Raw genomic sequence first — 24,801 nt, forward strand, 5'->3', positions numbered from 1 at the left:
ACCTACAACATGACTGCCAGTATTTTTCTAAATCAGAACTGCCAGTGAGCGACGAAAATCTCCAAATTAAATTGGCTTCAAAATAATCATCTTCTTAGGATCCCAGTAGCGGACCAGGCCGCTCGGTCTACATGGTTGCTAACATCAGGGCAAAGGAATGAACTATTAATAACGGGAGTCCTTTCCATCAATACATTGTTGATCCCTGCCTCTGTATGACACCGGATTGTAAGAGTTGCAAATGAAAAAACGCTCGGAAGGCGTAAAAAAGCACTGGGTGCTTTCCCTTGCTGCTCTTGGCGTAGTTTTCGGTGATATTGGCACTAGCCCTCTTTATGCCTTTAAGCTGATCTTCCACCAAAGACATGGTATTCCACTTACCCATGAGAATATCATTGGAGGCGTTTCGGCAGTTTTTTGGGCTCTAGTGATTATTGTCACTGTCAAGTACGTCATCCTGGTGATGCGCCTGGACAATCGTGGTGAAGGCGGGATTATGGCGCTTTTGACGCTTGCTCTTTCCTCAATACAAGATCGGAGGTATCTACGGAAGTTCGTTATTTTGGCTGGCCTTTGTGGCGCTGCACTATTCTTTGGTGACGCCGTTTTAACTCCAGCGATCTCCGTCCTTTCTGCAATAGAGGGCCTTGAGATTGGTGGAGATATTTTTAAGCCGATGGTTTTACCTATTGCGATTGGAATTCTACTGGGACTCTTCTTTCTACAGCGATTTGGAACAGAGACCGTCGGAAAACTATTTGGCCCCATTACCGCTCTTTGGTTTCTGTCTTTATTAACTATCGGTATCACCTGGGTCGTGCAAAAACCCGAAATAATTCATGCGTTAAACCCAATCCATGCTTTCAAATTCCTTACCGGGCACGGTATAGCCTCATTTTGGATTCTTGGAGCTGTACTGCTGGTATTCACCGGTGGTGAGGCACTCTACACCGATATGGGGCACTTTGGTCGCACCCCAGTACGTATCGCGTGGCTAGGGCTGGTCTTCCCGGCTCTGACACTGAACTATATGGGGCAAGGCGCCCTTCTGATGGTAGACCCCTCTTCTTCCGACAACCCATTCTTTCGTATGTACCCGGCCTGGGCGCTTTTCCCGATGATCGCCTTAGCCACTGCAGCCACATGTATCGCATCACAAGCTTGTATTTCCGGTACATTTTCTCTTACCAAGCAGGCAATCCAACTTGGCTTTCTGCCTCGCTTGGCAATACGTTATACATCCTCGGATCTTGCTGGCCAATTTTATATGCCCGGCGTAAATTTTATATTGATGGTTCTGGTAATTATTGTGGTCCTGGGGTTTGGATCTTCGACTAACCTGGCAGGAGCCTATGGTGTCTCTGTCAGTGGTACAATGCTGACTACAACCTGTATTGCGGCCATTGTCTATCGACACCACCTGAAGTACAGCCTGCCTATCTGTATCCTTGGTGCAATTTTCTTTATCCTCATTGATCTATCTTTCTTCACCTCCAATATTGCCAAAATCAGCCATGGCGGATGGTTTTCAATTACCTTAGGAGCCGTAATTGGACTACTGATGACGACATGGCGGGAAGGCAAAAAGGCTATAGAGCGCTATCAAAAAAGCAAAGACTATGAACTCGAGCCATTTTTAACTTCCCTATTTAAAGATCCACCAACCCGTGTTCCTGGTACAGCAGTATTTGTGACCACGAACAAAATTTATACTCCCCATGCCCTAATTTACAATCTTAAGCACAATAAGGTCCTTCACGAAAAATTATTATTTCTCATCGTAACAGTTGCCAACACACCCCTTGTTGCACCACGGAACCGGTTTATCATTAGCAAGATGAGGGAGGGGTGCTACCGCTTAATTCTTCGGTATGGATATATGGAGCATCCGGATGTTGAGCGAGCCCTACGGCGATTATACAATACCCATTTATTGGATATCGATCCAAGTAAAGCATCCTTCTTCCTTTGTAGAACAAATATAATCCCAGTAAAACATGGTTACAGTAATATGCCTCCCTGGCGGGAAAGACTATTTTCAGCCATGGTACGTAACTCAAGTAGTGCGATAGCATACTTCCGAATACCGGCAAACCGCACAGTAGAAATGGGGGAGCATATTATGATCTAGATTCGCTATTTTTTCTGTGAGGCTAACAATGCGACCACCTTGTTTCGACATTTCATTTCACACTTGAACATTAAATCTTAGCCCTCTCTGGAGTACCGATTAAGTAAAACCCTTTTACCGTCAAGTCAATTAGAAATATTATACATATTCCACAACTGGCATCAGTTACCTAACAATAAGAATGCACGATAAATTATTTTTATTATTAATTACCAGAAAATGACGACCCAACCCTTAAATTAGGATTTCCTTGATTGTAATATTACCCCTAAACTAATCCATACAACTAGGCACTATTATGAAAACACGCTGTAGCCATGTTTTACTCTGGGTTAAGGATATTCATCAAGCTGTACAGGATTTTCGCCAGCTTGGTTTTACCGTGGATTACGCCACAAAAGAAAAAAATGCCCAGCATGCGCACATTTGGTTCAGTGAAGGGGCAATTATTGAGTTGTTGACATCTCCATCTAATGCTCGCTATTTCAAATGGCTGATTGATGTCTTTGCTGGCCGGGGCGCGGGACGTAGAATGATACGTTGGTCGCAAGAGGGGGAAGGTTTTTGTGATGTTGCCTTAGTCAGTGACGATTTTGATAATGATCTTTCAGTAATGAACCGTGAAGGGGTTCAAACTGGGCGAGTAATTCCCTGGCGACGCACCAAACCAAACGGACAAAAAATCAGTTTTCGCTTTGTTTACCCTCGCTCTGAGCGACTGCCATTTTTAGTGAGTCCGTACAACCCACCTCAATACCCCCAAAAAACAGATCATAAAAATGGTGCTAATGGCCTGAGTAAAGTGTATATGGAAGTCAGTGAGCAGGACTGGCAGTCTGTGCGACGTTTAACCGATCAAGATTCCATATTTAATATCAAACCTGGTCCCACAACCAAAGTCACAGGCATAGAAGTTAGCGGGCTGAAAGAAAATTTGGATCCTACTCTATTGCATGGAAGTAAAATCAACCCTGCAAATTAAACAAATTAGTGGATCAATCTTGTAAAGTGATTGATCCACTAACCATCGAGCTATACAAAACAGCTATTAACTAAGCTGTCATAACCTCATTACAGACGATAAAGTGCTCCAATTCCCGCGCGACGCCCTTTTGCCGGCGCCCCTATTCTGGCGTCAGGAGCAAATATCGCATTGGTGTAACCGTATAGTTGATACTGCTCATCCAGCAAGTTATCGGCAAACAGGTAGAGTTCCATAGAATCTGTTTGCAGTGCTAGGCGCAGATCCACTTTACTATAAGCATCCAGGTTAAAATGATTTTGTGCATCTGCCGGACGCTCATCCACATGGCGAACTGTTAGATTGGTATTGAGAGCTGGTGCACTTAAACCCATAAAGTCTGGTAGTGGCTGGTAGTAATTTAATGCCAGACTTGCACTCCAGCTAGGCACATCGGGTACTTCATTACCCGCCATAACATCACCACCGGAAACACCGTAAACATCTTTGGTAATTTCCGTATCAAGGAAGCTCAAGCCTCCGGCAATACTGAACCTCTCAGTAATAAACCAATCGGCTTCAAACTCCGTTCCAAAGGTTTCCGTATCCGCATTCACCGCAGCCGATGAGTAGGAAGCGAAATCAAAGCCAAGCAAATGATCATCTTCCACAGAGTTAAAGAATATCGCACCGCTGATATTCAAGCTGTCTGATTCTCTCTTGAAACCAACTTCGATACTATCAACGGTTGCCGGCTTGTACGCCACGCTATCAGCGGACTGTAACGCAAAATCATTGAAGCCACCGGATTTATGGCCTCGTGCGGCCATTGTGTATAGGTTAGTGTACTCAGTCAGCGAGTAGCTCAGAGCCAATCGCCCGGTTGTATAATCATCATCCAACGTTCTTTGATCTTGGGAGACATAAAAATTTCCATCCGTGCCATAGCTGGCGTACTCACCGGCGTAGTCCTTACTCTCTTGGGTGTAGCGCAGTCCAGCTGTAAATTTTATGACTTCAGTTAAAGGAACCGTAGTCTCACCATAAATAGCCTGGCTATCCGTTTCATAATCCCGGTATTGGTTGGCGTAGGACACCAAATCAATCGAATCGAAGCTTCTTTCACTATCCTGCAAGTTAAGCCCAACTACCCAGAAAGTAGATGCATCAGGCAGTGAGGACAGGCGCAAATCCTGGCTGATAGTTTGTTCATCCTGACTGTCACCACGAAGATACTCCACAGGGAAATTAAAAACAGCTGCGGCTGTCTCCTGATCAAATCCGGTTAGGTAACTAAAATCTGTGTCGACCAATGCGGTGATTGAAGTCAATTGACTATTACCCAGTTGATGGTTGATTTCTGTAGAAAAACGCTCAACTGTTTTCTCGTTATCGTCAAATGCCCCCAAGGTATGTTCACTGCTCGGATCATCGCCAAAAGGTTGCAACAACTGCAAGTTCAGGAAGCCTTCCTGGTGCTGCCTCTCTGCGATAAATAAAGCAGAGGTCTCTGGACCCAAATCCCATAGTAAGCTCCCCGGAAAGCCAGATCTTCAGGCTCGGTCATGGGCTCACCGTTAGTGGTATTTTCAACCCAGTGATCCTCACTGGTATGACGCACTGCTAAGCGACCTCGGAGTGATTCAGAAAATGGGCCGCTGATTACAGTTTCAAAGAGGCTCTGGTTGTCTTCACCCAGCTCAATGCGCCCATAAGCTTCAAACTCTTCAGTCGGTTTCCGGGTGGTAATATTGATCGCCCCAGCTTCACTGTTACGCCCAAACAACGTCCCTTGCGGGCCTTTTATAATTTCCAGGCGTTCAATATCCAGGGTCCCGAGGGATACATTCCCTGCCGGCATAGAAACACCGTCAAGGTTAACCACCACTGAGCCATCATCTTTGTTTACCTGGTTGAGAGAGCCAACACCACGGATGCGGATATTCGCATCCACCGCACCGCTGGAAGAGTAGACATCCACTCCAGGTGCACTGCGTAAAGCATCCTCAACGTTGAGATGCAGCCGGTTTTTTAACTCCTCTTCACCAATAACACTTAAACTGAAGGGAATATCCTTGGCTTTCTCTTTTGTATGCCGTGCAGTGACTTCAACAACTTCCATCGCGTTCTCAGAAGCACTCTCTTTATCTGCGTTTTCCGCAGCAGAATAGGCTCCAGAGGCGTACATTAATGTTGCGGACAGCAATGAAATCTGTTTGCTGAGTTCTTTTTTATCTCGGATTAAGCTGAGCATGAATTAATTTCCTTTCTACCTATAAATCATTGTTCAAAACTTCAGAACTCTCAGCCAGTAAATTCTGTGCAGGGTCCCGCTGATAAGATGGCCAGATATCCAGCGCCAATACTTTTTCGGAAGGCAAGCGATCGATCAGTGCATTTCCGTTGATGACCTTTGCATCCAGCTCATTGATATCGGCTAACAAACGGTAACTGGCAGTTTCGGTAACCGGCTGCCACCCGCCTTTCTCCCAGCGCCAACGCTGCCCATCCAGGCGTATCTGGCCTGTTTCCAAATATTCGACCGTCAAAGCTGACGAGAGAGGAGCCCCGAGCATATTTTGTGTGCGTGTCACGCCCACATAGGCGTGCAGCACACTCTCGATGTTTTTCTGCTGCTGAATATCATCGAGTAATGCAGACAGGGATTCCGGGGTTTGATGAAGTGTCCAATCCAGTGCGGCGACCGGTGCATAGTAGCGAGCCCAACCAGAAATCGGCGCTGTGCTTAAACGTTCAACAGGGATCTCGCTGCCAGCCAAATCTCTAGTCGTTTTGTCGGAGTAGCGGACCAGTACATCATCAAGTACTTCGATGCCGTCGATTTCTGCAACACACAGCAGGCCAATCGCTCCAGAAACCCCATCGCTGAGCCATGCGGAACCGGCAATACGTCGTAAATCCGACCTGGCAACTAGATGCTGCCTGGCCAAGGCACGGGCAATATCAACCCGCCTCAGCCAGCGTCCTGTACCCTCATCGGCGATATCCCAGTGAGGCCCTTCGGACAATTGCAACAAGGTGCCGCTGGCCCGAGTCTCGCCGAGTCCTCTCGGCCACTGGGCAATCCGCTTAATTTCGATATCTGTACCCAGCCGATCATTAACGCAGGCCTGCATCTGGCCCACATCTTTTGCAATGGCGGAGACCATAGTAGAGCGGTTGGAATCATGGGGGATTTCAAAACCGTCGAATACCGCAAGTTTCGTATACGGTGCCCAATGAATGGCGAAATCCAAGGGGCCAGTGGTACTGCCCTGTTCGCTGAAGACAGGCTTGTCAGCGCTTTCAATACGAACTTGCCAGCGCCAATCTCCCGAAGGGGCCGCGCCCTCAAGAGTTGCGGCCAGCTGTGCGGTTGGCAGCGTAAACTCACGGCTTAAACCCAATGCTTCACGCTTTGCTGGCACCCGCAAAATACGCTCGGGATCAATGCCTAGACGCGGAACAATATCACTGGCTTGTAACCAGACTCCGCTGGGTGTCAGCCCCGAGGGCTCTCCCTCAGCAGACCAGCCGGGCGCAGTCAGTTGCCACGATAGTTTGATATTACAACCTGGCTCAGGGCAGCCTGAGATTGGCAGGGACATATGGTCGTAACGCTGTTCAGGCGTTACTTCACGCCCATCCACCAAAGCGTTCACCAGGACAAATCCCTGGGGCAATTCAAACTGCAAGCCCTGTCCATCAACCTGGACTTGGTGCAATTGCCACTCAGCTTCCACTGTCTGATTATCCGGGTTGATACTGATATTCAGATCACCTCCAGATACTTCAAACTCAGTGGCTTTCGGCAACCAGTATGCTTCCCAGGCTGCATCTTCCCGCTTCAGTTGATCCGGTGATTGATAACCTCCCTGCACTACCAACTTGTCTTCCAGTACCGAGCCTATGCCAAGAAGAAATAGAGCGGAACAAGCCACCAAGGCACCCTGAGGGGCTATTAGGCGAGAGCGTATCAGGGCAAAACCCCGGGACATGCGGCTATCCAATCCCCTTGGAACCCATAGAGCAGCCAGGCCGACCATCAATACGGCGAGTGCAACTTTGAATCCATCCAGGGCTAACAAATAACCGGTCCAAGGTTCCCAACCACTGAGGGCCGACAGTTGAATATGTGCAGTGATACCCACTTCATAGGGAGGGTAATGCACCAGCTCCAACTCATGATTCAGTACCAAGATAAAGGTCACGAACATTGACATGGAGTAGGCAAAGCCCGCATGGCGGAATAGCGCATGCACCAGAAGCACCATCATCGACAACTCCAATAACGGTGCTGTCACTATCAACAACTGGTAGGTAAATGCCTGGCCAATATCGACAGAGGCCGGTGCAGAAAGAAGCACGGCAAAGATGCCCGATAACCCCGGTAGCAATGCCAACAGCACCGTCATGGCAAATACCGTAAGGGCAACACCAAACAGGCGCATATAGTCCGGCGCTGGAGTAGCAGCCAGCATATCCTCAAACCCTGGCACCTGATCCCTGCGGCATACCAAGCCAGTCAGTGCCGCGATCACAAATGCAATCACAAGGAAAATAACATCCTTGAGGAGCGGCAACAGCATTTCCAAACGCGGTGCCATGGGCCCTTCCGCATGCCAGATAATCTGGGTAAAAGAGCTGACGACTCCCATTACAACCAGGATCGCCACACCAACCCACCAGGCCCGACTAGTCCATACATGGTGTAGTCTCCAACGGGCTTCCAGCATTAATTGACGCAGGCTGCGGCCAAATGATGCGGTGTCCGGCTTGGATGGAGTGAGATCTGCTACTTTACTGGCGGATTTGTTTTTGCTGTCTTTAGCGCGAGAAGGTTTGGCAGCCCCTTCCAGAACCAGGGACTCCCTTCGCAGGTATTTCAAGTAGACAGCTAAAGCGAGCAGTGGTAAGAGACACCAAAAAATCCGGTTTAATACCGAGCCCAGGGTAAAGGGCAATAAAGAAGAGGATTTTTGCAAAGGTGTCCAGGAGGTGACTTCCGTATAAACAAAAGTAAACAGCGAAGGGTCCATGACCGCAGCCAGCTGCGGATTAATGCTTGCACCCTGAAGCACGATTACAGCAAACATCCACAACATCATCAGAGCCGCAGCGAGCCCAAAGGGACCCGCCAGGCTTCGAGTGCGCAGCGTCATAATAAAATACAGAGCACCGATACCGACACTGGCAGGAATCTGTAGCCAGATCCATGCAAAGCCGAGGGCTTTCCAGGGGGCTGGGCCAATCGCCGCTTCAGGCAGTAAGCCCATCCAGACCAATACCGGCGAGAATAAAAAGCCCACCAGCGCCGATGCACTTAATATGGCCCCTATCACCGCTGCACCGATAAACCGCCCCCAAAGCATTACGTTCAGGGAATTCGGGGTTGTATAAATGACTTCGTGCAAACTGGCTTTGCGATCGCGCAGAATCGGTTGTGAGAATACCCAGGCCCAGGCAAAAAACTGAAAGAACATACACCCAGCACCCATCAGGTAAATGAGCGATGGGGAGTTCCGGGGGATATCTGTAGCCCCCATTTTTTGCATATAGTCTGCATTCACCAGATTCAATAGCAGGTAGATCACCAGGCCCCAAAAGGCCAAAGCCACAATGCCGCTGCTAAAACCGGCCCTTATTTCCAGCTTTGCCTCATGGGCAATAAGCGCCAGCTTATTCATGCCGCCTCCCGCTGGTCTTTTACCTGCTCAATCGCCAGGTGATAAATATCTTCCAGGCGCGGGGTATGGGCCGTAAATCGAGGGTCTTCGGGTTTCTCACCGTGTACGATTACCTGGGTGCCATCGGGCTTGGCGATGTTGTGCAGGGATTCCGGTAACTGCTCGCCGCGAGGAATCAGTGCTTGCCACATCTTGTCTTTATGGGGAGCAGCCACTTCCGGGGCTGTCCCCTCAACGACAATGCGCCCTGAGGCCAATATCGCCAGGCGCTGACATAGGTTTTCGATATCTTCAACGATATGGGTGGACAGCAATACAATCGCATCCGCCGCGACATCCGCCAAAACACAGTGAAAGCGATTGCGCTCCGCGGGGTCCAGGCCTGCTGTGGGTTCGTCGACAATAATTAGGCGCGGCTCACCGATAAGTGCAATAGCAATACCAAAGCGGCGCAACATGCCGCCGGAATAAGTTGATACAGCTCGATCGGCCACATCGGCCAAATTGACCTGCTCCAAAAGCCTGTCCACTTCGCGGCGCCGTGCGCTCGTTTGGGTAAAACCTTTAAGCCAGGCAAAACGATCCAGTAATGCCCGTGCGGCAATCCCGGGGTATGCGCCAATATGTTGCGGCAAATAACCCAATTTACTGCGCATAAAATCCGGGTCTGCCAGAACATCCACACCATCGAGAATAATCCGACCACTATCTGGTGTTTGCAGGGTTGCCAAAGTGCGCATCAAACTACTTTTCCCCGCGCCATTCGGCCCTAGCAACCCATACATTCCGGGGCCAACTTCCAATTCAACACCGTTTAGCGCTTTCACCCCGTTTTTATAAGTCTTAAAGAGCCCTTCAACGATCAACCCTGATTGCTTTTGCATCTCTCCTCCTAACCCCGTTTATAAGTAAAAATTCCGTAATCACTTTTTTTGCTATTTGCGTTGTCTTTTAGTCGCAAGCCTGGCGAACAATATCGGTAAGCGCCTGCACTGATACTGGTTCCGGTTCCCCGGGCTGGATTAATGCCGGCATACCGATACGCGCGGTTAAATCACTCCATGCCATCGAAACACTCAAAGCCCACTGGCCGCTCTGTCTGCGTCTTTCAGGTTGCGCGATATCGGCGCAAAGGGAATGCAGAGCCTGGATAACGGCCTCAGGCCAGGTGAGGGCAAAAATGTCGTGGTAACTGCGCATGTCCGTATCACCCAGGGTTACCATGCTGGGCACCGCCAATCGCTCGGTACCCTCACCGCTAAGTATCAGCCTGCCTGTTTGATCCCGTGGTGAATGCAGCCTTGGATTCCACAGCACGGGGCCGTGGGTATCAGCCAGGGTTAGAACACCCCCCTCACTACCTATGGCAAGTCGATGCAGTAACAGGGAATGATTGTCCGGGTCTTGTGGGTGCACCTGATTTTGTATGCGCAACGTCAAGGGCACTCCGCCAAGAGTGGCCGATAAACTTTGAAAAGGGTGCCCTTCCGCTTGTACCGGCTCGCTAAAAGACCAGGGGCGAAGGCCGCCTACCGCGCGGCCAATTACATCCAGCAGCGGATAGGCCATCTGGCTGTTGCAGATAGCATCGACCATCTCCAGGCGCTGGTGCCGGCGCAAATATTCGGCCGCCGCCAAAAATTGCCTGGTGGGACGCAAATTCGGATATAGCGTATTAACCGCGTAAGCCGCATTTCCCTGCTTTGCTGCCAGCAGGTTTGCAGTAATTTCTTTGGTGTGGACCGGGTGCTCCTGCAATACATGAATACCCCGCTTGAGTAGCGATTGGGCCAATTCAGAACCCTCGCCCCCCGTGGCCCCAGAACGAACAACAACACACACTATGTCGATGTCATCGGGAATTTGCTCAGCCTCGGTATAAAGCGGCACCCCATATTGCTCGGCACACTTTCTGGAATAATCACTGCCCCGAGCCAGTAAACCGGCCAATTCAAAATAATCCCGACCGGGTAATTTAGTGGATGTCAGGGCTTCGAGATAAATACGCCCAAAGCCTGTCCCTGCAACGACAACCCGCTTGCGCTTATCAATTCCCATAGGACGAATCTCCCTGATGACTGCCCATGGACTGGGCCCATTCCTGCAACTGGGCGCTGTCTACCTCACCATCAAGCGCCAAAGGCAGTTGGTCCAGAACCTCGATACAAATATCTGAATCAATATGATCGATATATTCGGCCAGGCAATCTGCCGTCAGGCGCATTTGATTTTGTTTGGCTCTGCAGGCAAAGAAGCGATGTCCCTGCCTGGAAAGGGGGTGTTCAGATACTGGCAAATCCATAGCCAACTCTAATCCGGCAGCATCCAGGGCATTGTGCCACTGGGAAAGTGACAGAAATGTTGCACCGGAATCCGTGCGCTCGTCGACGGCATCAACCAACATAAATGCCTGTGAAGCCATTACCCAGAACTCCTCACTGGTTGGCTCGGTCATAATGAACCAACCTCCCGGACGCAATAACTCAGCTACTCTTCGCAGTGAGGCATCTGTGTTATGGGCGGCATTAAAAACACCGCCGGCAATAATTACGTCGAAGCTATTGGGAGAAAATCCCTGGCTCCGCAACGGACGGTCAATATCAAACAAACCACGGTGTAACCAGGGGCGTTGCTCCTGATCACCATGTTGTGCAAAAAAGCTATCGAGAAAAGCCGAAGATATATCCGTGAACTGGTAATCAAACTGGGTATGACCACTGGCACCGTCCAACACGAGCAAGAGGGCCTGGGTTGTCGCACCGGTGCCTGCACCAACCTCTAAAATTTTCAGGGGCTGTGGCTGCCCTTCCCGGTTATTTAAAATGGACTTCAATAAAGCACTGACTGCACGCTGTTGGTACCTGGCAGCGATACCCTCCCGGTAGAGCGCACTCGCCAACTCAGTGCTACCACGGGGGAACAGCAGGTGCACAGCCTGGACTTTGCCTCGAATCAGATCTGGTAATTGCTCCGCATTAGCGCGGGCGTAATCGATCGTTTTGCTTGCTCCAGAGAGTGCTCGCCAATCCTGTTCCAATTGACCCCAGGCCTGGGCAAGAGCGGTATCACTGTAGTTATCAGGATCAACCTCGACACGCCAGCTGTCACCGTCAGCACTAAGTAACTGTTGCTCCTGCAAAACCCTAACCCAACGTTTAATCAAGGCTCGGTGCTGTTGAGCAACCGGTGGGATTTCGAGTATCTCTGCCAAACTGTGTACTGAGTGCTGATCACAAAACAGTCCCAGGTGACTAAAGGCATTCAGCATAGATAGCAAAGCGGTAGCGTTAAGCTGTTCGATAACCTTTACCGCATGTTCCAAGTCAATATGGGCAAATTCTGTATCCAGCTCGGTATTAATTCCTTCAAATAACCCAGCCATATCGGGCATGCCAGGCTTGTCCTGTATCTTCTCCTGTACCTTAGCTTGTGCAAACACAGCCCAGCGGTCGCCCCCGGTTAGGGGCACAGTGAAAGAGTTGGCAACGGCGGGGTGTTTCGCAACGCTCTCAGTGATGGCCTCAAGCTTTTGGGTTAACGCCTGCTCCGCCTTTGCAACAGGTTCTATACCCGTCTCGCTACAGACCCAACCTGCTATATCACTGGTTAATAAGCGCCGAGCATTCTGCAACAAGGGCTGTGGCAACAAAACTTCGGTTTCATAGAGCAGACATTGCAGATTTTTCAGGTTTGTCAGGGCAATTGCGGGATGTGCGACCAATCCCTTCAATAAAGTTGCCGGCAGTGTTACTCCGCTAAACCCCGAGCGCTCCAAAACGACCAGTGCTTTTGCGGGATTGATTTCAGGCGACTGCAAGTAGACAGCAAGCCCACAACTCCATGCCGCAAAAATGGCAAATCGGGCAAATTTATTGAGAGGGGAAAATACCCCTACCCTGCCCTGAAGAGCCCTTAGCGACTCTTGTTGGGATTTATACAGTGTGAAATTTGCTTCAGCGGTGTCAGCCTCTATCATCCCCTTGTCTGTTAACAACAGGGAAAGTTCTTCTTGAACGACTCCCAATAAATCTGGGGTTTGTACTTGAAGGAGCCTCTGAATAACTCCGTAATACCTCTGCGGGTCTTGAAGGCTGCAGATGTTAGGCGCAGCTCGCCGCGAATGGCCGTAGCCCTTGGCAAGAGCTGCAACGCAGCAGGTGCGGCCTTCAAGGCCCGCCCTTCGGGGCTTGCAGAGCGATTCACACTCCGCGTTGCGACTTCTTGAAAGGTCTAGACATTCCTGCGAAGCCGCGCCTTGATTGTGAACCGCTCTGCAAGCCAGAAGCATCACGGAGTTATTCAGAGGCTCCTTAATTGCCAGGGGCTCAACCTCTGCATTAGTCGGGGCTTCATTTTCAAACCCGATCCCCAACCTTAGCGCCACCAAGTGCAAAAGCAGTCGAACTTCTTCTTTGCAACTATTGGCAGGTAACAGCAGTGCTTTACCTTGCAAAATATCCAGCTGCTCACTCAGGTTTTCTGCAACAGCTTTTGTCCAGGCCAGTACCTGGTTACCACTCCACTCATGGCCATCAAGGGATAGTGCAGGCGTTTCTCCCAACTGCTCTAACCCACATATGATTTCCGCTGTTATTACTTCGATTTTCATCACAGCCCCTTAAACAGCTTTTGCAAAAAATAGAGTCTGACCCGCGACCGATAATGGCGATGTCGATGCAGGTAAGAAGCACTTAACCTCAAAGCCGGCCACAACCAGTTCTTCCTGCCATGCTGTGCTGTCGATAAACACCTGGTCGGTTCCCCCTCTCCGGTCTTCACTCCCCAGCAACGACTCCGATTCTGCGGGGGAAAGAAGAAACTGCATTGCCGTTAACATGGCGTGGTTTTCCCGAGTGGACTCGCTAAACAGCAACCAACCACCGGTGACCAGAGAACGACGAATACGCTGTAAGGTCTGGCCAATATGAGCGGCGTTGTGCAAAACATTGCCAGCCACAACAATGTCGGTGCTGGCTGCTGGGATTGACTGCGCAGTGAAATCCGCATTGATATCGAGCAGGCTGCAACGCAAACCGATGTGATTGCGGAATTTCTTCTGGGCAGCGGTGGTGAATAGAGGCGATATATCAGTAAAGCGATAATTAATCGGCCTGCCAGCCAGAGTATCTAAAATTGCAGCAGTGGTTAGACCCGCGCCGCCGCCTAATTCGAGCACTCTTAACATAGGGCCAGGTTTAACAGCCTGTTTTACAATGCTTGCCGCCGCATAATTGAGATAAGTCGTAAACCAGTTGTTCTGGTAGGCGGCCAATGCCGTTAGTATTTCTCCATTCTCGAACAGCAGTTGATTAATGGAGACCTGATCCCGCACCAGTTCAGCCAAATGCCTGAGGAGCTTTTGATGAGATTGAGCCATTTCCGGGGAAATCCCAACGCTTCGTAGGCCTCCGGTAATTTATCTGCACCAGCTGCACTCTCGGGAATTTGCTCCCAGGAGTAGTAGCCATTACTGAGCTTCAAAAACTCCCGTTCAACCAAGGCCACCAGCCAGCGGCGAACCAGCCAGTGGTGTCGGGAAGCGGCACCCAGTGTATTAATAATTTCGTCACTGCTGCGCCCGACATTTTCGGCGGTCAACGCGCCGCTGGAAGAAAGCAACTCCATAATCGCCCACAGGCTGATGAATTCCAGCCTCTGCATTGCAGCAGGCAGTTGTGCCAAACCACTGTCTACCGTCAGCTCAGCAGGTAGAGCTGCCAGCCCAGCCTCATGGACGGTATTGGCAGTTGGAGGTGTTAGGTTTTTCAAATGGCTCCCTCCTCAAGGCACTCCATATCTTCAATACTTGTTTCCAGGGTGGTTAAAAAACTGAATGCCCCAATCTTCGACATGCGCTCCATCGCTGACGCCGGCGGCAATACTTGGGCGCAGTAGTGACAACCCGCTGGGATTTCATCGCGAAGTACAGCCAAAGTGGTAACTGCGGCTACCGCTGCTGTTAGATCTGCATTACCGGTGCCCCGCAACGCCGCCGTGCGAGTGCGCTCTTGCCCGCTGTATTTACCGGTAAGCTGCAAAAGCATGACCACATAAGGATGGCGCCCCGCCAGATCCAGCGCACTGGCCCGACACAGTGCTGCCCGCGCTTCGTCGCGACTCAAACCATGGGCGCTATTAAATGCCGACAAGATATGAGAGCCGGTAATCGCGTTATACCAATCGCCTTCAGAGAGGGATAAGTCCCGGGCCAAACGCTCGCTTTCACTGTTTAAATAGGGGAGAACCGTGGCTGTGTCTGGGAAAAAAGGCAGCTCCACATCGGAGCGGCGTTTCAGTACACCGTTCAAACGGCGACCATTACGCCAGGCCGCTAAGGGCTTGCTGTGCTGCTCGTTGGCGCCTTGCAAATAATCATCGGCGGCGACATCGGTAAACCGGTCGCGCAGGCCGAAATAACTGGTCAGGCTCTCTACCTGTGAAAACTCCTGCTCTGCCAGCCAGCGTGGTAGCAAGCTGCTCAGCCCCGGCTGTAAGCCGGCTGATAAAACTGCGATCAATCCACTACTCTGGTAATAGGGTGAATCGAGTTGCTCATAGAGAGCCTCATCGCCAGCAACATCGATATAGGCTGCCCCCACTTGTGCCGCAGCCCTGGCAACCCTGTCGCCAATTAAATGTGAAGGTCCTGCGCAATTGATCAGAACCTTACAACCGGATACAAACTGATCCAGTGAGGCTGTATCCAGGTAGTCCACCGTCTGATAGGAAATAACTGAATTACTGGATAGCGGCTGTTTATGTGCATTGCGACCACCGATACGCAAAGGCCCCATTTCCAGGGACTGTAAATAGCCGGTAACGGCTGCGCCCACATCGCCGTAGCCACCTAAAATCGCAATTGTCACAAGCTTACCTCCGTATCGGTCTCAACCAGTTGCCAGCCAGTTGCACGGCTGCGCTGGTGCCAAAAATGTGCGTAAAGGCCTTGCAGGGATAACAATTCCCGGTGATTTCCAATCTCGGCCACAGTACCTGCATCAAGTACGATAATTTGGTCTGCATTCATCACGGTGGATAATTGATGGGCGATCACAATAAGAGTGGAACCCTGTTGTAACTGCCTCAGGGAGCTGTTCAGGTATTTTTCATTGCGCGGGTCCAGCGCCGCTGTTGCTTCATCCAGTACAACGATCGGTGCGGCTTTTAATAGGGCGCGGGCGATAGAGACCCGCTGGCGTTCGCCACCGGAAAGTGCAGCGCCTCCTCCCCTACCTGGGTCTGCCACCCCTGCGGCAAGCGCTCGATAATCTCATCCACGCCAGCCAGTTTCGCCACACGTTCCAGTTCTTCCTGACTGGATTCGGGACAGCTCAAGCGAATATTCGCTTCCAGGGTGTCGCTGAACAGGTACACGTCCTGCATAACGATAGAGATATGCTGCATCAGGTCTTCTGTGCGCAGTTGCCGCACATCCACCCCGCCCACTTTTACCTGGCCCTGGTCGGTATCAAAAAAACGCAGCAACAAACGGGTGATGGTGGTTTTACCGGAGCCTGATGCTCCGACTATCGCTGTGGTGGTACCCGGAGAAACCCTAAAGGAAAGATCCTTCAATACCGGTTGTCCCGGCTCGTAGCTGAAATCCACCTGTGAAAATTCAACCAATCCGATCTGCTCGGTAAATGGCTGAGATCTCGGTGGTTCTGGTAGCGGTTGTTCAAAAAAGATAGCGGCCAGCCTGCGTAAATCATTACCGGCCATACGCAGCAGACCACTGCGCCCGGCGAGTTCCGCCAGAGGACCGGTAAATCGGGCCGCCAAAGCTAGCAAAGCCACCAATTCAATAGGGGGAAGTTGTTGATTGAGCGTGAGCCAAATACCCACGGCAATCACTGCGGCAAAGGCGAGTTGCACCATAAATCCACCGGCAAACAAACGGGGGAAGGTCTGCCGTAACATGGACCCAGCGGCTCTGCTTTGCCCGGCAATCGCCTCTTCCAGCGGGGGATAACCGCTGACATTTTTGCCAAAAGACCTGAGTACCGCTTGGTTGCGGGCAAACTCCACCACCCGGCTACTGGCGCGAGCACCGGCAGCATCCACTTCTGTTTCCATGGCGCCTATCCACTGGGCGGACCAGCGATGGCCGATATAAATCAGGGGCACAAACAACAAAGCGGTCAGCCCCAAGCGCCAGTCAAACCACAACATCGCCACCCCCACGGTAAGCGGAGTGACAACGCCGCTGACAACAGGGGGTAGCAGATGTGCAAAGATATTGGTCACCATCAAGGTGCCCCCGGTTGCACTGCGGGATACACGACCCACTTTTTCGGAGTTAAACCAACCCAGAGGAAGTTGAGAGAGGTGTTCACCCAATCGATTGTGCAGGGTTTTCAATACCAGAATGGCCAGCGCAGCCCCTTTAATGGTTTGCTGGTAACGGGCAACGCAGGCGATCGCAACAACCGAGAACAGAGCGATCAACCAAAAGCCAACCGCCTGCATCTCAAAGGCCAACAGTGAGCTGAGCAGAGGCACCAGAAGTGTCACCGCGATTCCCTGCAAAACCCCATAGGCGAGAAGCCATACCGCATAAATGCCAACTTCACGGCGATACGCAGGTCCGAGAATGGCAAGCAAACTGCGAATCATGATGAGACCCCGCTAATAACCTGAGCCTCACCACTCATTGCTTTTTCACTCTGTTCGGCACTGTTGTACAAACGCCATAGTTCCGCGTAGTGCTTGCCCTCAGCCAACAGTTGTCGGTGACTTCCGCATTCAACCAAGCGGCCACCATCCAGGACCGCAATCTGGTCAACACCGGTGATGGTGTGCAGCTTATGGGCAATCACCAGTACCGTGCGATTACGCACCAGGCAGGATAATGCCTGCTGAATTTGCGCTTCGGACTCCGGATCAGCATGGGCTGTGGCTTCATCCAAAATCAACACAGGGGCATCTGCTAAAAGCGTGCGCGCGATACTTAAGCGCTGCGCTTCTCCACCAGAAAAAAGGCATCCTTGCCAATAACCGCCTGGTAACCTTGGGGGAAACTTAAAATGTGTTCATGGATGCAGGCACTGCGCGCTGCATCCTCCAGCTCCTGATCACTGGCATCCGGGCGCCCAAGGCGCAGGTTGTCTGCCACAGTGCCAGCCAACAGCTGGGTCTCCTGAAGTACAAAACCCACATGTCGATATAAATTGTCCGGTGCAATATCACGGACATCGACGCCCCCCAGGAGTACAGCACCTTGAGTCACGTCATAAAAACGGGGCACCAGCTTGGCCAGGGTGGATTTCCCGGCACCGGAACTCCCAACCAAAGCTGTGATCGAACCGGGGCGACAGCGCAAAGTAATATCGCTTAATACCAGCCGATCCTGGGTATAGGCAAAGCTGACCTGCTTAAAGAGCAGCCCCGCATCTTTGGGCTCTTTGGGTTCAGAGGTAACAGCCAGGGGCGCAACCTCCAATAATTGATCGATCCTGCCTGCAGCAGCTTTGGCTTTTTGCTGGGCGGTCAGCCCCTGACTCAAGGTGAGAATCGTCTGGGGAATCATCACGGCGATCAGCGTTGTTGCGAGAACATCAATCGGCTGAATGCCTGAATTCACCACCAGCCAAGCGCCTCCGGCCAGACTCACCAACATAATGACTGGCACAGACAAGGCCAGAGAGGTTACAGCCTCCAAACGGACAAGCGGTGTCACCCAGCCCGTGTAACGGCGACTGAAATCCTCGACGGCCTGTTGGTAATTTTTGTGGGCGCGGCCGGTTTGCGAGAAAACCTTGACCACCGCAATACCGTGAACAAATTCAACAATCGCAGCACTGACCCGACCAAAGTCCTTATCCAACTGCTGCATTTTTTCCCCGAAACCACGCATCATCCAGGCGTAGGACAGCAGATAAACTGGCAAGGTGAGTACAGCCAACAGGGCCAAGCGCCAGTCGAGCCAGGTTAAATAACCCAGGCCCGCCAATGGCAGTGCAAATGCAGCGGCCAACTCCACCTGATGGTGCGCAACCATATGGTGAAGATCATCAAGATCGTCTTGCACCGCTTTACGCACCGCGCCGGAGGTGTGCTCGCTGTACCAACCCAGGGGCACCTGTCCCAATTTTCGCACCAGGGCCCGTCGCAATTCCGCCTGCATACGCTGGTCCGCAATATGGGTTAACCACAAACCGATCACGGTGCAGATCCAACCCATCGCCAGCCCGGCAACTATCGCGAAGACAATGGGAATAATCGCCTCGGCGATACCACTGATACCGGGCGCCAGGAACAGGCGAGTCAGCTCAACAATACCGATAAAAGGAATCAGTGAAGTGAGCGCACCACAGGCACCGAGCGCCACCCCCAGCCATACAAGGCCACGAAATGGACGCATCAGTTCCCGCAGGTTGGACTTTCGCAAGTTGGTCTTTGGCAAAATGTGCTCAGCCATCTATTTGCCCGCTTTACCGCACTGTAATGGTTTTGCCAAGTGCTCAACGACAGTGGCAACCTGCGGCGGCTCCATCACGCTGAAGTGATTGCCCGGCACATCAATTAATTCAAAGTCACCCAGACAAACATCCTGCCAATAAGGCGCAGCCATATGGCCTACGCCGGCGGTGACACCGAAGGATTGCTCTTCCTGGCAGCGCAAGTAGGTCATATCGCCAATATAGGGAGGCAGATCAAAACAGGCAGCGCGCATACTGTGTCGGCACACCCGGAAAAGTCCCGGTATCATCGCAGCTTCAACCGGCACACCCGCCCGGGCAGAGGCCATCTCGGTATAATCGGCCAGGCGCTGCTCCTGGGTGAGTTGAGAGCGTTGCCGCACGGCTTCCGCTACAGCTTTAAGCCCGGCATCACCGTCGAGTTCTGCCATTGCACCGGCGGGAACACGACCGTTGTGTTTCTGCATTAAGGTCTCGATCGCGCGGGAAATATCTTCGCTCTCGATATGCTCACCAAATACCGCTTTTACCGGGTCGAGATTCAGGTTGGGGGCAAAAATCGCTTCGAAAGCCAGCTCTTCATCGGTATCGACAAACATTGGGATACTGTCGATCAGGCTGAGGTCAATCACATCGACACCGCGCTCCAGCAGTCTGCGCGAAACTTCCGTTGCCAGCAGACCGCCCAGGCAGTAACCAATTAACTGGCAACGCTGATAGCCCTCGTCGATGATTCTTTGGGCGTAATCATCGGCGGTGCGCTCGATTAATTCTTTGGCATCAATGGACAGATACGTTTCTGTATTGGCGACAGCAATCCCGAATACCTGGCCCAAATCCTGGGCCGCAAGCGCTTTGCCCAGGTGCTGGAAATAATCCAGGGTACCCAGGGCGGCATGGAACATAATCCGTACCGGCGACTCTTCTTTGGATACCCCTTTACCCTCGCTTTTATGGCTGAAAGGCACCATCAAGGAGTTGCTGCCCTCGCGGGTAGTTGCCACCAGATTGTCGCTATCCGTGTCTGCCTGCTCGTCGGCAACGGCACCCGGCTCGACTCTCAGTGCTCTGGCCAATGCCGCAACGGTTGGTCCATTGAGCATGTGGCGCAACAAGGCGTCGTAAGTGAACGATTTTGCCTCGGGAATCTCTTCCAACAAGCGCCCTGCAACCCGCGCCATAATCAGCGAGTCACCACCGAGATCGAAAAAGCTGTCCTGTCGGCCCACATTATCGAGGCCCAGTGCATTAGCCCAGAGTTTGCACAGAGCCGTTTCCAGAGGGTCCATCTGTTCTGAGTGCGCAGCCTCTTGTGCATCGCCAGTCGCAGGTCGCCAACCGGCCAGCATTTTGCGATCGACTTTGCCATTGGCGGTGAGCGGCAGCTGGTCGAGAACTTGTAAATGGGCGGGCACCATATGCGCGGGCAATCTATTCGCTAAAAAGTCCCGCAATTTCCCGGCACTCAAATATTGCCGATCAGTTTTCATCTGCGCGGCCCATAAGTTCATACCAAAAGCCGACAAAGGATGCTCATCTTCCGGCAGGCAGAGCACTTGGCCAGCACCATGGGCTTTTAGCAGTGATTGCCATTTTTCGATAGAAAGGAACTTGGTCGCACCACAAGCGCGATCATCGCCAGCCGGGTCCATCATAAAACCCTGGGTGAGCAGGATATGGGCATGATCCACCGTTGGCTCAGTCAGGATTAACCAGCCTCCGGGCGCCAGCAATTCGACTGCACTGGCAATAGCCGCCTCTGGATCTTGGGTACTGTTGAGCATCCCGGCACATAAAATGACATCTGCACTATTGGGCGCCAAACCCTGGGCGCGATAGTCTGTATTGAGATCCATTAATCCAAACCGTACCCAAGGCCACTCTTTAAATTGGCGGCGAGCCTCAGTCAGGAAAAATGCGGTCATGTCGGTAAATAGATAGTCAACGTCATATCCATCCAACATGGGAATAACCGACGCACTGGTAGCCCCTGTGCCAGCACCCAACTCAAGAACGGTTAACCCTCTATCGCTCTGGGCGGCAATGCGGTTAATTAATGCGGCAACGGCGGCATTGTTATAGCGGGCAATAAGATCGTCCCGATAGAGGGACAAAGCCACCTGCTGGTCGCCCTGGGGGAACAACAATTCAAACGGGTTTTGTTGATTCGCTAGTAACTGGGGTAATAACTCGACATGATCCCGGTGATATTGCAGGAATTCCCGATTACAAAAACCGCTTTCAATTCCCTGCTCAACGCGCCTCCACGCTTCATCAACAGCAGAGATGTCGACTGCCCGGGTACGCGTATATTTTCCCTCAGCAGCGGCGCTGATAGTGGATAAGCTGAGCAGCTTCGCATTAACGAGAAGGTCCAACCAACGACGCACCAGCCAGTGATGCTTTTCGTGGACTTCCGCTAGTGAAAGAATTTCTTCTGCACTGTATCCCTGCTCGCAATCTGTAAAAGCCCCCAGGCCCATCAAGCCGTGAAGCATCGACAACAGGGCCGCTTGTTCAAGCGCCTGCACATAGTCGCCGACACTGACAGCTTCCGGCTCACCGGCCTGGTAGTGCGCAAACTGACGCACTGAATTTACCAGCTCGGGATCGATAACCGCCGGCTCGGTATCATCCAAGCGACGACTTTCTACAAAGCCCAACAGATTTAAGTCCGCTCCCGAGCCGCCCTCTTTCCTCTCAATTACCGCCGCTGCTGTTGATACTGCGGGGTGGGCCAATAATGCAGACTCCACTTCTCCCAGTTCGATACGGTGTCCGCGAATTTTTACCTGCCCGTCTTCACGGCCCAGGAATTCGAGTTCGCCACCGGGCAAATAGCGGCCCAAATCGCCAGTGCGGTAAAGGCGCTGGCCATCCACCGGGTGAGAGAAAAACTTCTGTTCAGAGAGGGCCGCATCACCGAGATAACCATCGGCCAACCCCAGGCCAGTAATCATCAGCTCACCTGCCACCCACACAGGGGCATCGCGCAACTGGCTATCCAGCACCCTGAAACCCTGGTTCGTCAGCGGCACGCCATAGGGAATACTGCTCCAGGCAGGATCGACTCGCTCAATACGGTGGTAGTTGGACCAGATTGCTGCTTCTGTAGCCCCACCCATGCCGATCAGGTCCAGTGCGGGCACATGGCGCCTGATATGTTCCGGTAAAGTAACCGGAATCCAATCTCCCGATAGCATTGCCAATCGCCATTCGGGCAGCGGCCGAGGCTCTGTATCCAGATAGGTGGCCAGCATTTGCAACTGCGCGGGGACAGAGTTCCACAGTGTCACTCGGTGCTCATCCATGACCTCCGCCCAATGTGAAGGGTCTGCACCGCGGGCCGGATCAGGCAACACCAAAATTGCACCGGCTGCCAAGGGGCCAAAAATATCGTAGACCGACAAATCAAAACTGAGTTGGGCCAAGCCCAAAATACGATCGCCCGGGCTCACTTCGAAGCGGCGATTAATATCCATCACCGTATTTAAAGCGGCCCGATGATTAATCATCACACCCTTGGGCTCGCCGGTAGAACCGGAGGTGTAGATAACATAAGCCAGCTGCTCGGGGTCACCATCACTGGCTAGCGGGATCTCGGCTTCAGGTGCCAGGGTATCTACACTGATCACCTGCACTTCTGATGGCCACTTAATTTGGCTGGCGAGGTCGCTGAGTGTCAGGACGTATTCCGCCTCTGCACTGAGCAACAATTTATTGAGCCGTATTTCCGGTTGTGCCGCGTCCAGTGGCAAATAGATACCACCAACCAGGAGCACACCGAGGGTCGCCGCTATTTGCTCTCGCCCTTTGGGCATTGCAATGGCTACGCGGCTACCCAGCTGGAAACCTTCTTTGCTCAGCGATTTGGCGATACCCGCCGCTTTTTTCGCCAGGTCGCCATAACTCACACTGCCATTACTATCAATAATGGCAGTAGCTTCCGGCGTTGCCGCAGCCTGTGCAAATACGCCCTGATGCAATAATTCTGAAGGAACTGGCCCATCGGTTTGATTAACCTGATGCCTCTCCTGTTGCTGCCACTCGGGTAAAGAAACCGGAGATGTGCTAAGCCATTGCCCGTCGCCACCAGCGGCAAGCTCATTTAACAAGCCGGTAAAGGCCGCGAACATATCCTCCACCAAGCCCGATGGAAAAACGCCCTGGCGCACGTCCCAGTTAATTTCCAGACCATCGGCATCATCTCTCACCTGGCAATCCAGGGTGACTTGCGGTGTCTGGGTAATTCCCCTGCCGGACTTTCTACCGCTGGCAGGTTTTTCGGTATCTCCCAGGCCAATAGCACTGGTAAATACCACCGGCATCAATGCGGCCTCGGGTCCTCGCGCACGGGACATTTCCCGCAGTACTTCCACACCGGAGAACAAGCGGTGATCAATATCACTGAACAACTGTTCGCCAATGCCAGCCGCCCAATCGCGAAAGGTTTTTCCATTGGAATCACCAATCGCCAACACACTGACCGAAGTAAAATCACCGATCAGCTGGTTAACCTGAGGGTGTAAGGGCAGCCGATTCAATAAGGTAAGACTCAGGCTAAAGCATGGCTGGCAGCTCCACCGCTGCAATACCGCGCCATAGGCAGCCAGAACAGCTACCGACGCGGTCAAGCCGGCAGTACCGGCTCGCTGCTTCAGTGTCTGCCAGTGCGCCGTGTCCAGGCGGTAGTGATGGCGATTAAAACGTACAGATTCAGTCTCGGAAGCAGGCGGCAAAACCGGTAACTCAGGTGCGTGTGGCAATTGCTCAAGGCGATCCAACCAGTAGCGACGATCATTTTGGTAGCCCTGGCTGTCCAATAGACTTCGTTCGGCCAGGAGATAATCGCGAAAATCAATTTCCAGTGGCGGCAGGGCTGCACCGGGGTGAGACAGCAGGAGATCGAGTTCATTAAATAAAATGCCCGCACTGGCCCAGTCCGCAATCAGTGCATCCATAGAGAAATGCACTATATGGCCCTTATCTGTACGGGTATGGCGCAGTTCGAACATGGGCCACTCACCAATGGGGTAGTTGCGGTGGCCCAGTTCATCTCTCACCGATTCCAAGGCAAGCTCCAGGGCCTCTTCGTCCAAACCGGTAAGGTCCTGGCTTTTCATTTCGTAGTGCGGCACTTGGGGGAGAACCCGCTGGTATCCCTCCTGCTCGATAACCGCCCGCAACATCGGGTGACGTTCAATGAGTTGGTTCCAGGCTTCCTGTAAACCTTTTGGATTTAATCCCGGGTATTCCAGCTCCAGGTAACCGTGACAAGCAACGCCGCCGTAGCCAAATGCAATTTGTCGACCCAACAGGTAGGCGGTCTGCACATCGCTTAAAGGGAATGGGTCATGCCGATTATCTTTATCGGCCTCAACCACCACTCCCAGGTCCTGGTCGTTGCCAGCAGCTGTTTGAGCCGCGCTCAGTATTTCGATAATTTGTAACTTGTGTTCCCGCAGCCTCTGCTTGTGCTGCTCCGTCAGCAGGCCTTTGGCCGCACGAAAGCGCAGTTGTTCAGACTCGGTCCAGAGTTCCACCCCAAGCCCTTGTAATTCGTCGATCAGTTCCATAGCCGTCATGGGGTTAAAACTCCGT

16 protein-coding genes are annotated in these 24,801 nt (G+C 52.0%); 2 read left to right on the plus strand and 14 right to left on the minus strand.

Going from position 1 to position 24,801, the window contains the following annotated elements:
• Positions 1–241 precede the first annotated feature (241 nt).
• Complete coding sequence (locus P3339_RS12175) at positions 242–2,131, plus strand: potassium transporter Kup (protein WP_282950634.1); 1,890 nt, start codon at positions 242–244, stop codon at positions 2,129–2,131.
• 298 nt (positions 2,132–2,429) lie between these two features.
• The gene (locus tag P3339_RS12180) at positions 2,430–3,113 is read left to right on the plus strand and encodes a VOC family protein (RefSeq protein WP_282950635.1); all 684 of its coding nucleotides are present in this window, start codon (positions 2,430–2,432) and stop codon (positions 3,111–3,113) included.
• 89 nt (positions 3,114–3,202) lie between these two features.
• On the opposite strand, the gene P3339_RS12185 is transcribed toward P3339_RS12180, so the two are convergent.
• From P3339_RS12185 to P3339_RS12250, 14 genes are all read right to left on the minus strand, one after another.
• The gene (locus tag P3339_RS12185) at positions 3,203–4,612 is read right to left on the minus strand and encodes a TonB-dependent receptor (protein ID WP_282950636.1); all 1,410 of its coding nucleotides are present in this window, start codon (positions 4,610–4,612) and stop codon (positions 3,203–3,205) included.
• Complete coding sequence (locus P3339_RS12190) at positions 4,552–5,346, minus strand: TonB-dependent receptor (protein WP_282950637.1); 795 nt, start codon at positions 5,344–5,346, stop codon at positions 4,552–4,554. The genes P3339_RS12185 and P3339_RS12190 overlap by 61 nt, the downstream gene beginning before the upstream one ends.
• A gap of 19 nt (positions 5,347–5,365) precedes the next feature.
• Positions 5,366–8,779 (minus strand): ABC transporter permease, encoded by a 3,414-nt coding sequence (locus P3339_RS12195; RefSeq protein ID WP_282950638.1) that lies wholly within the window; start codon positions 8,777–8,779, stop codon positions 5,366–5,368.
• Positions 8,776–9,663, minus strand: coding sequence for an ABC transporter ATP-binding protein (locus P3339_RS12200; RefSeq protein ID WP_282950639.1), 888 nt, complete (start codon positions 9,661–9,663; stop codon positions 8,776–8,778). The genes P3339_RS12195 and P3339_RS12200 overlap by 4 nt, the downstream gene beginning before the upstream one ends.
• A gap of 67 nt (positions 9,664–9,730) precedes the next feature.
• Positions 9,731–10,837 (minus strand): Gfo/Idh/MocA family oxidoreductase, encoded by a 1,107-nt coding sequence (locus P3339_RS12205; protein ID WP_282950640.1) that lies wholly within the window; start codon positions 10,835–10,837, stop codon positions 9,731–9,733.
• Positions 10,827–13,388: a class I SAM-dependent methyltransferase gene (locus tag P3339_RS12210; RefSeq protein WP_282950641.1), complete on the minus strand. Its 2,562-nt coding sequence runs from the start codon at positions 13,386–13,388 to the stop codon at positions 10,827–10,829. The genes P3339_RS12205 and P3339_RS12210 overlap by 11 nt, the downstream gene beginning before the upstream one ends.
• Before the next feature lie 9 nt (positions 13,389–13,397).
• Positions 13,398–14,156, minus strand: coding sequence for a class I SAM-dependent methyltransferase (locus tag P3339_RS12215; RefSeq protein WP_282950642.1), 759 nt, complete (start codon positions 14,154–14,156; stop codon positions 13,398–13,400).
• Positions 14,057–14,548, minus strand: coding sequence for a hypothetical protein (locus P3339_RS12220; protein ID WP_282950643.1), 492 nt, complete (start codon positions 14,546–14,548; stop codon positions 14,057–14,059). The genes P3339_RS12215 and P3339_RS12220 overlap by 100 nt, the downstream gene beginning before the upstream one ends.
• On the minus strand, positions 14,545–15,645 hold the full coding sequence (locus tag P3339_RS12225) for a saccharopine dehydrogenase NADP-binding domain-containing protein (protein WP_282950644.1): 1,101 nt from the start codon (positions 15,643–15,645) through the stop codon (positions 14,545–14,547). The genes P3339_RS12220 and P3339_RS12225 overlap by 4 nt, the downstream gene beginning before the upstream one ends.
• A complete protein-coding gene (locus tag P3339_RS12230; RefSeq protein ID WP_282950645.1) occupies positions 15,642–16,025 on the minus strand; it encodes an ATP-binding cassette domain-containing protein in 384 nt (127 codons plus the stop codon). Before P3339_RS12230 ends, P3339_RS12225 begins: the two co-directional genes overlap by 4 nt.
• On the minus strand, positions 15,944–17,395 hold the full coding sequence (locus P3339_RS12235; RefSeq protein ID WP_282950646.1) for an ABC transporter ATP-binding protein: 1,452 nt from the start codon (positions 17,393–17,395) through the stop codon (positions 15,944–15,946). The genes P3339_RS12230 and P3339_RS12235 overlap by 82 nt, the downstream gene beginning before the upstream one ends.
• A complete protein-coding gene (locus P3339_RS12240; RefSeq protein ID WP_282950647.1) occupies positions 17,392–17,697 on the minus strand; it encodes a hypothetical protein in 306 nt (101 codons plus the stop codon). Before P3339_RS12240 ends, P3339_RS12235 begins: the two co-directional genes overlap by 4 nt.
• Positions 17,698–17,729: 32 nt before the next feature.
• Positions 17,730–19,199 carry an ABC transporter ATP-binding protein gene (locus P3339_RS12245; protein ID WP_282950648.1) on the minus strand — a complete coding sequence of 490 codons (1,470 nt, stop codon included), beginning with the start codon at positions 19,197–19,199 and terminating at the stop codon, positions 17,730–17,732.
• A complete protein-coding gene (locus P3339_RS12250) occupies positions 19,200–24,785 on the minus strand; it encodes a non-ribosomal peptide synthetase (protein ID WP_282950649.1) in 5,586 nt (1,861 codons plus the stop codon). It abuts the gene before it with no gap.
• Positions 24,786–24,801 lie beyond the last annotated feature (16 nt).

The organism is Microbulbifer sp. MLAF003, from assembly GCF_030012965.1.
GTDB classification, from domain to species: domain Bacteria; phylum Pseudomonadota; class Gammaproteobacteria; order Pseudomonadales; family Cellvibrionaceae; genus Microbulbifer; species Microbulbifer variabilis.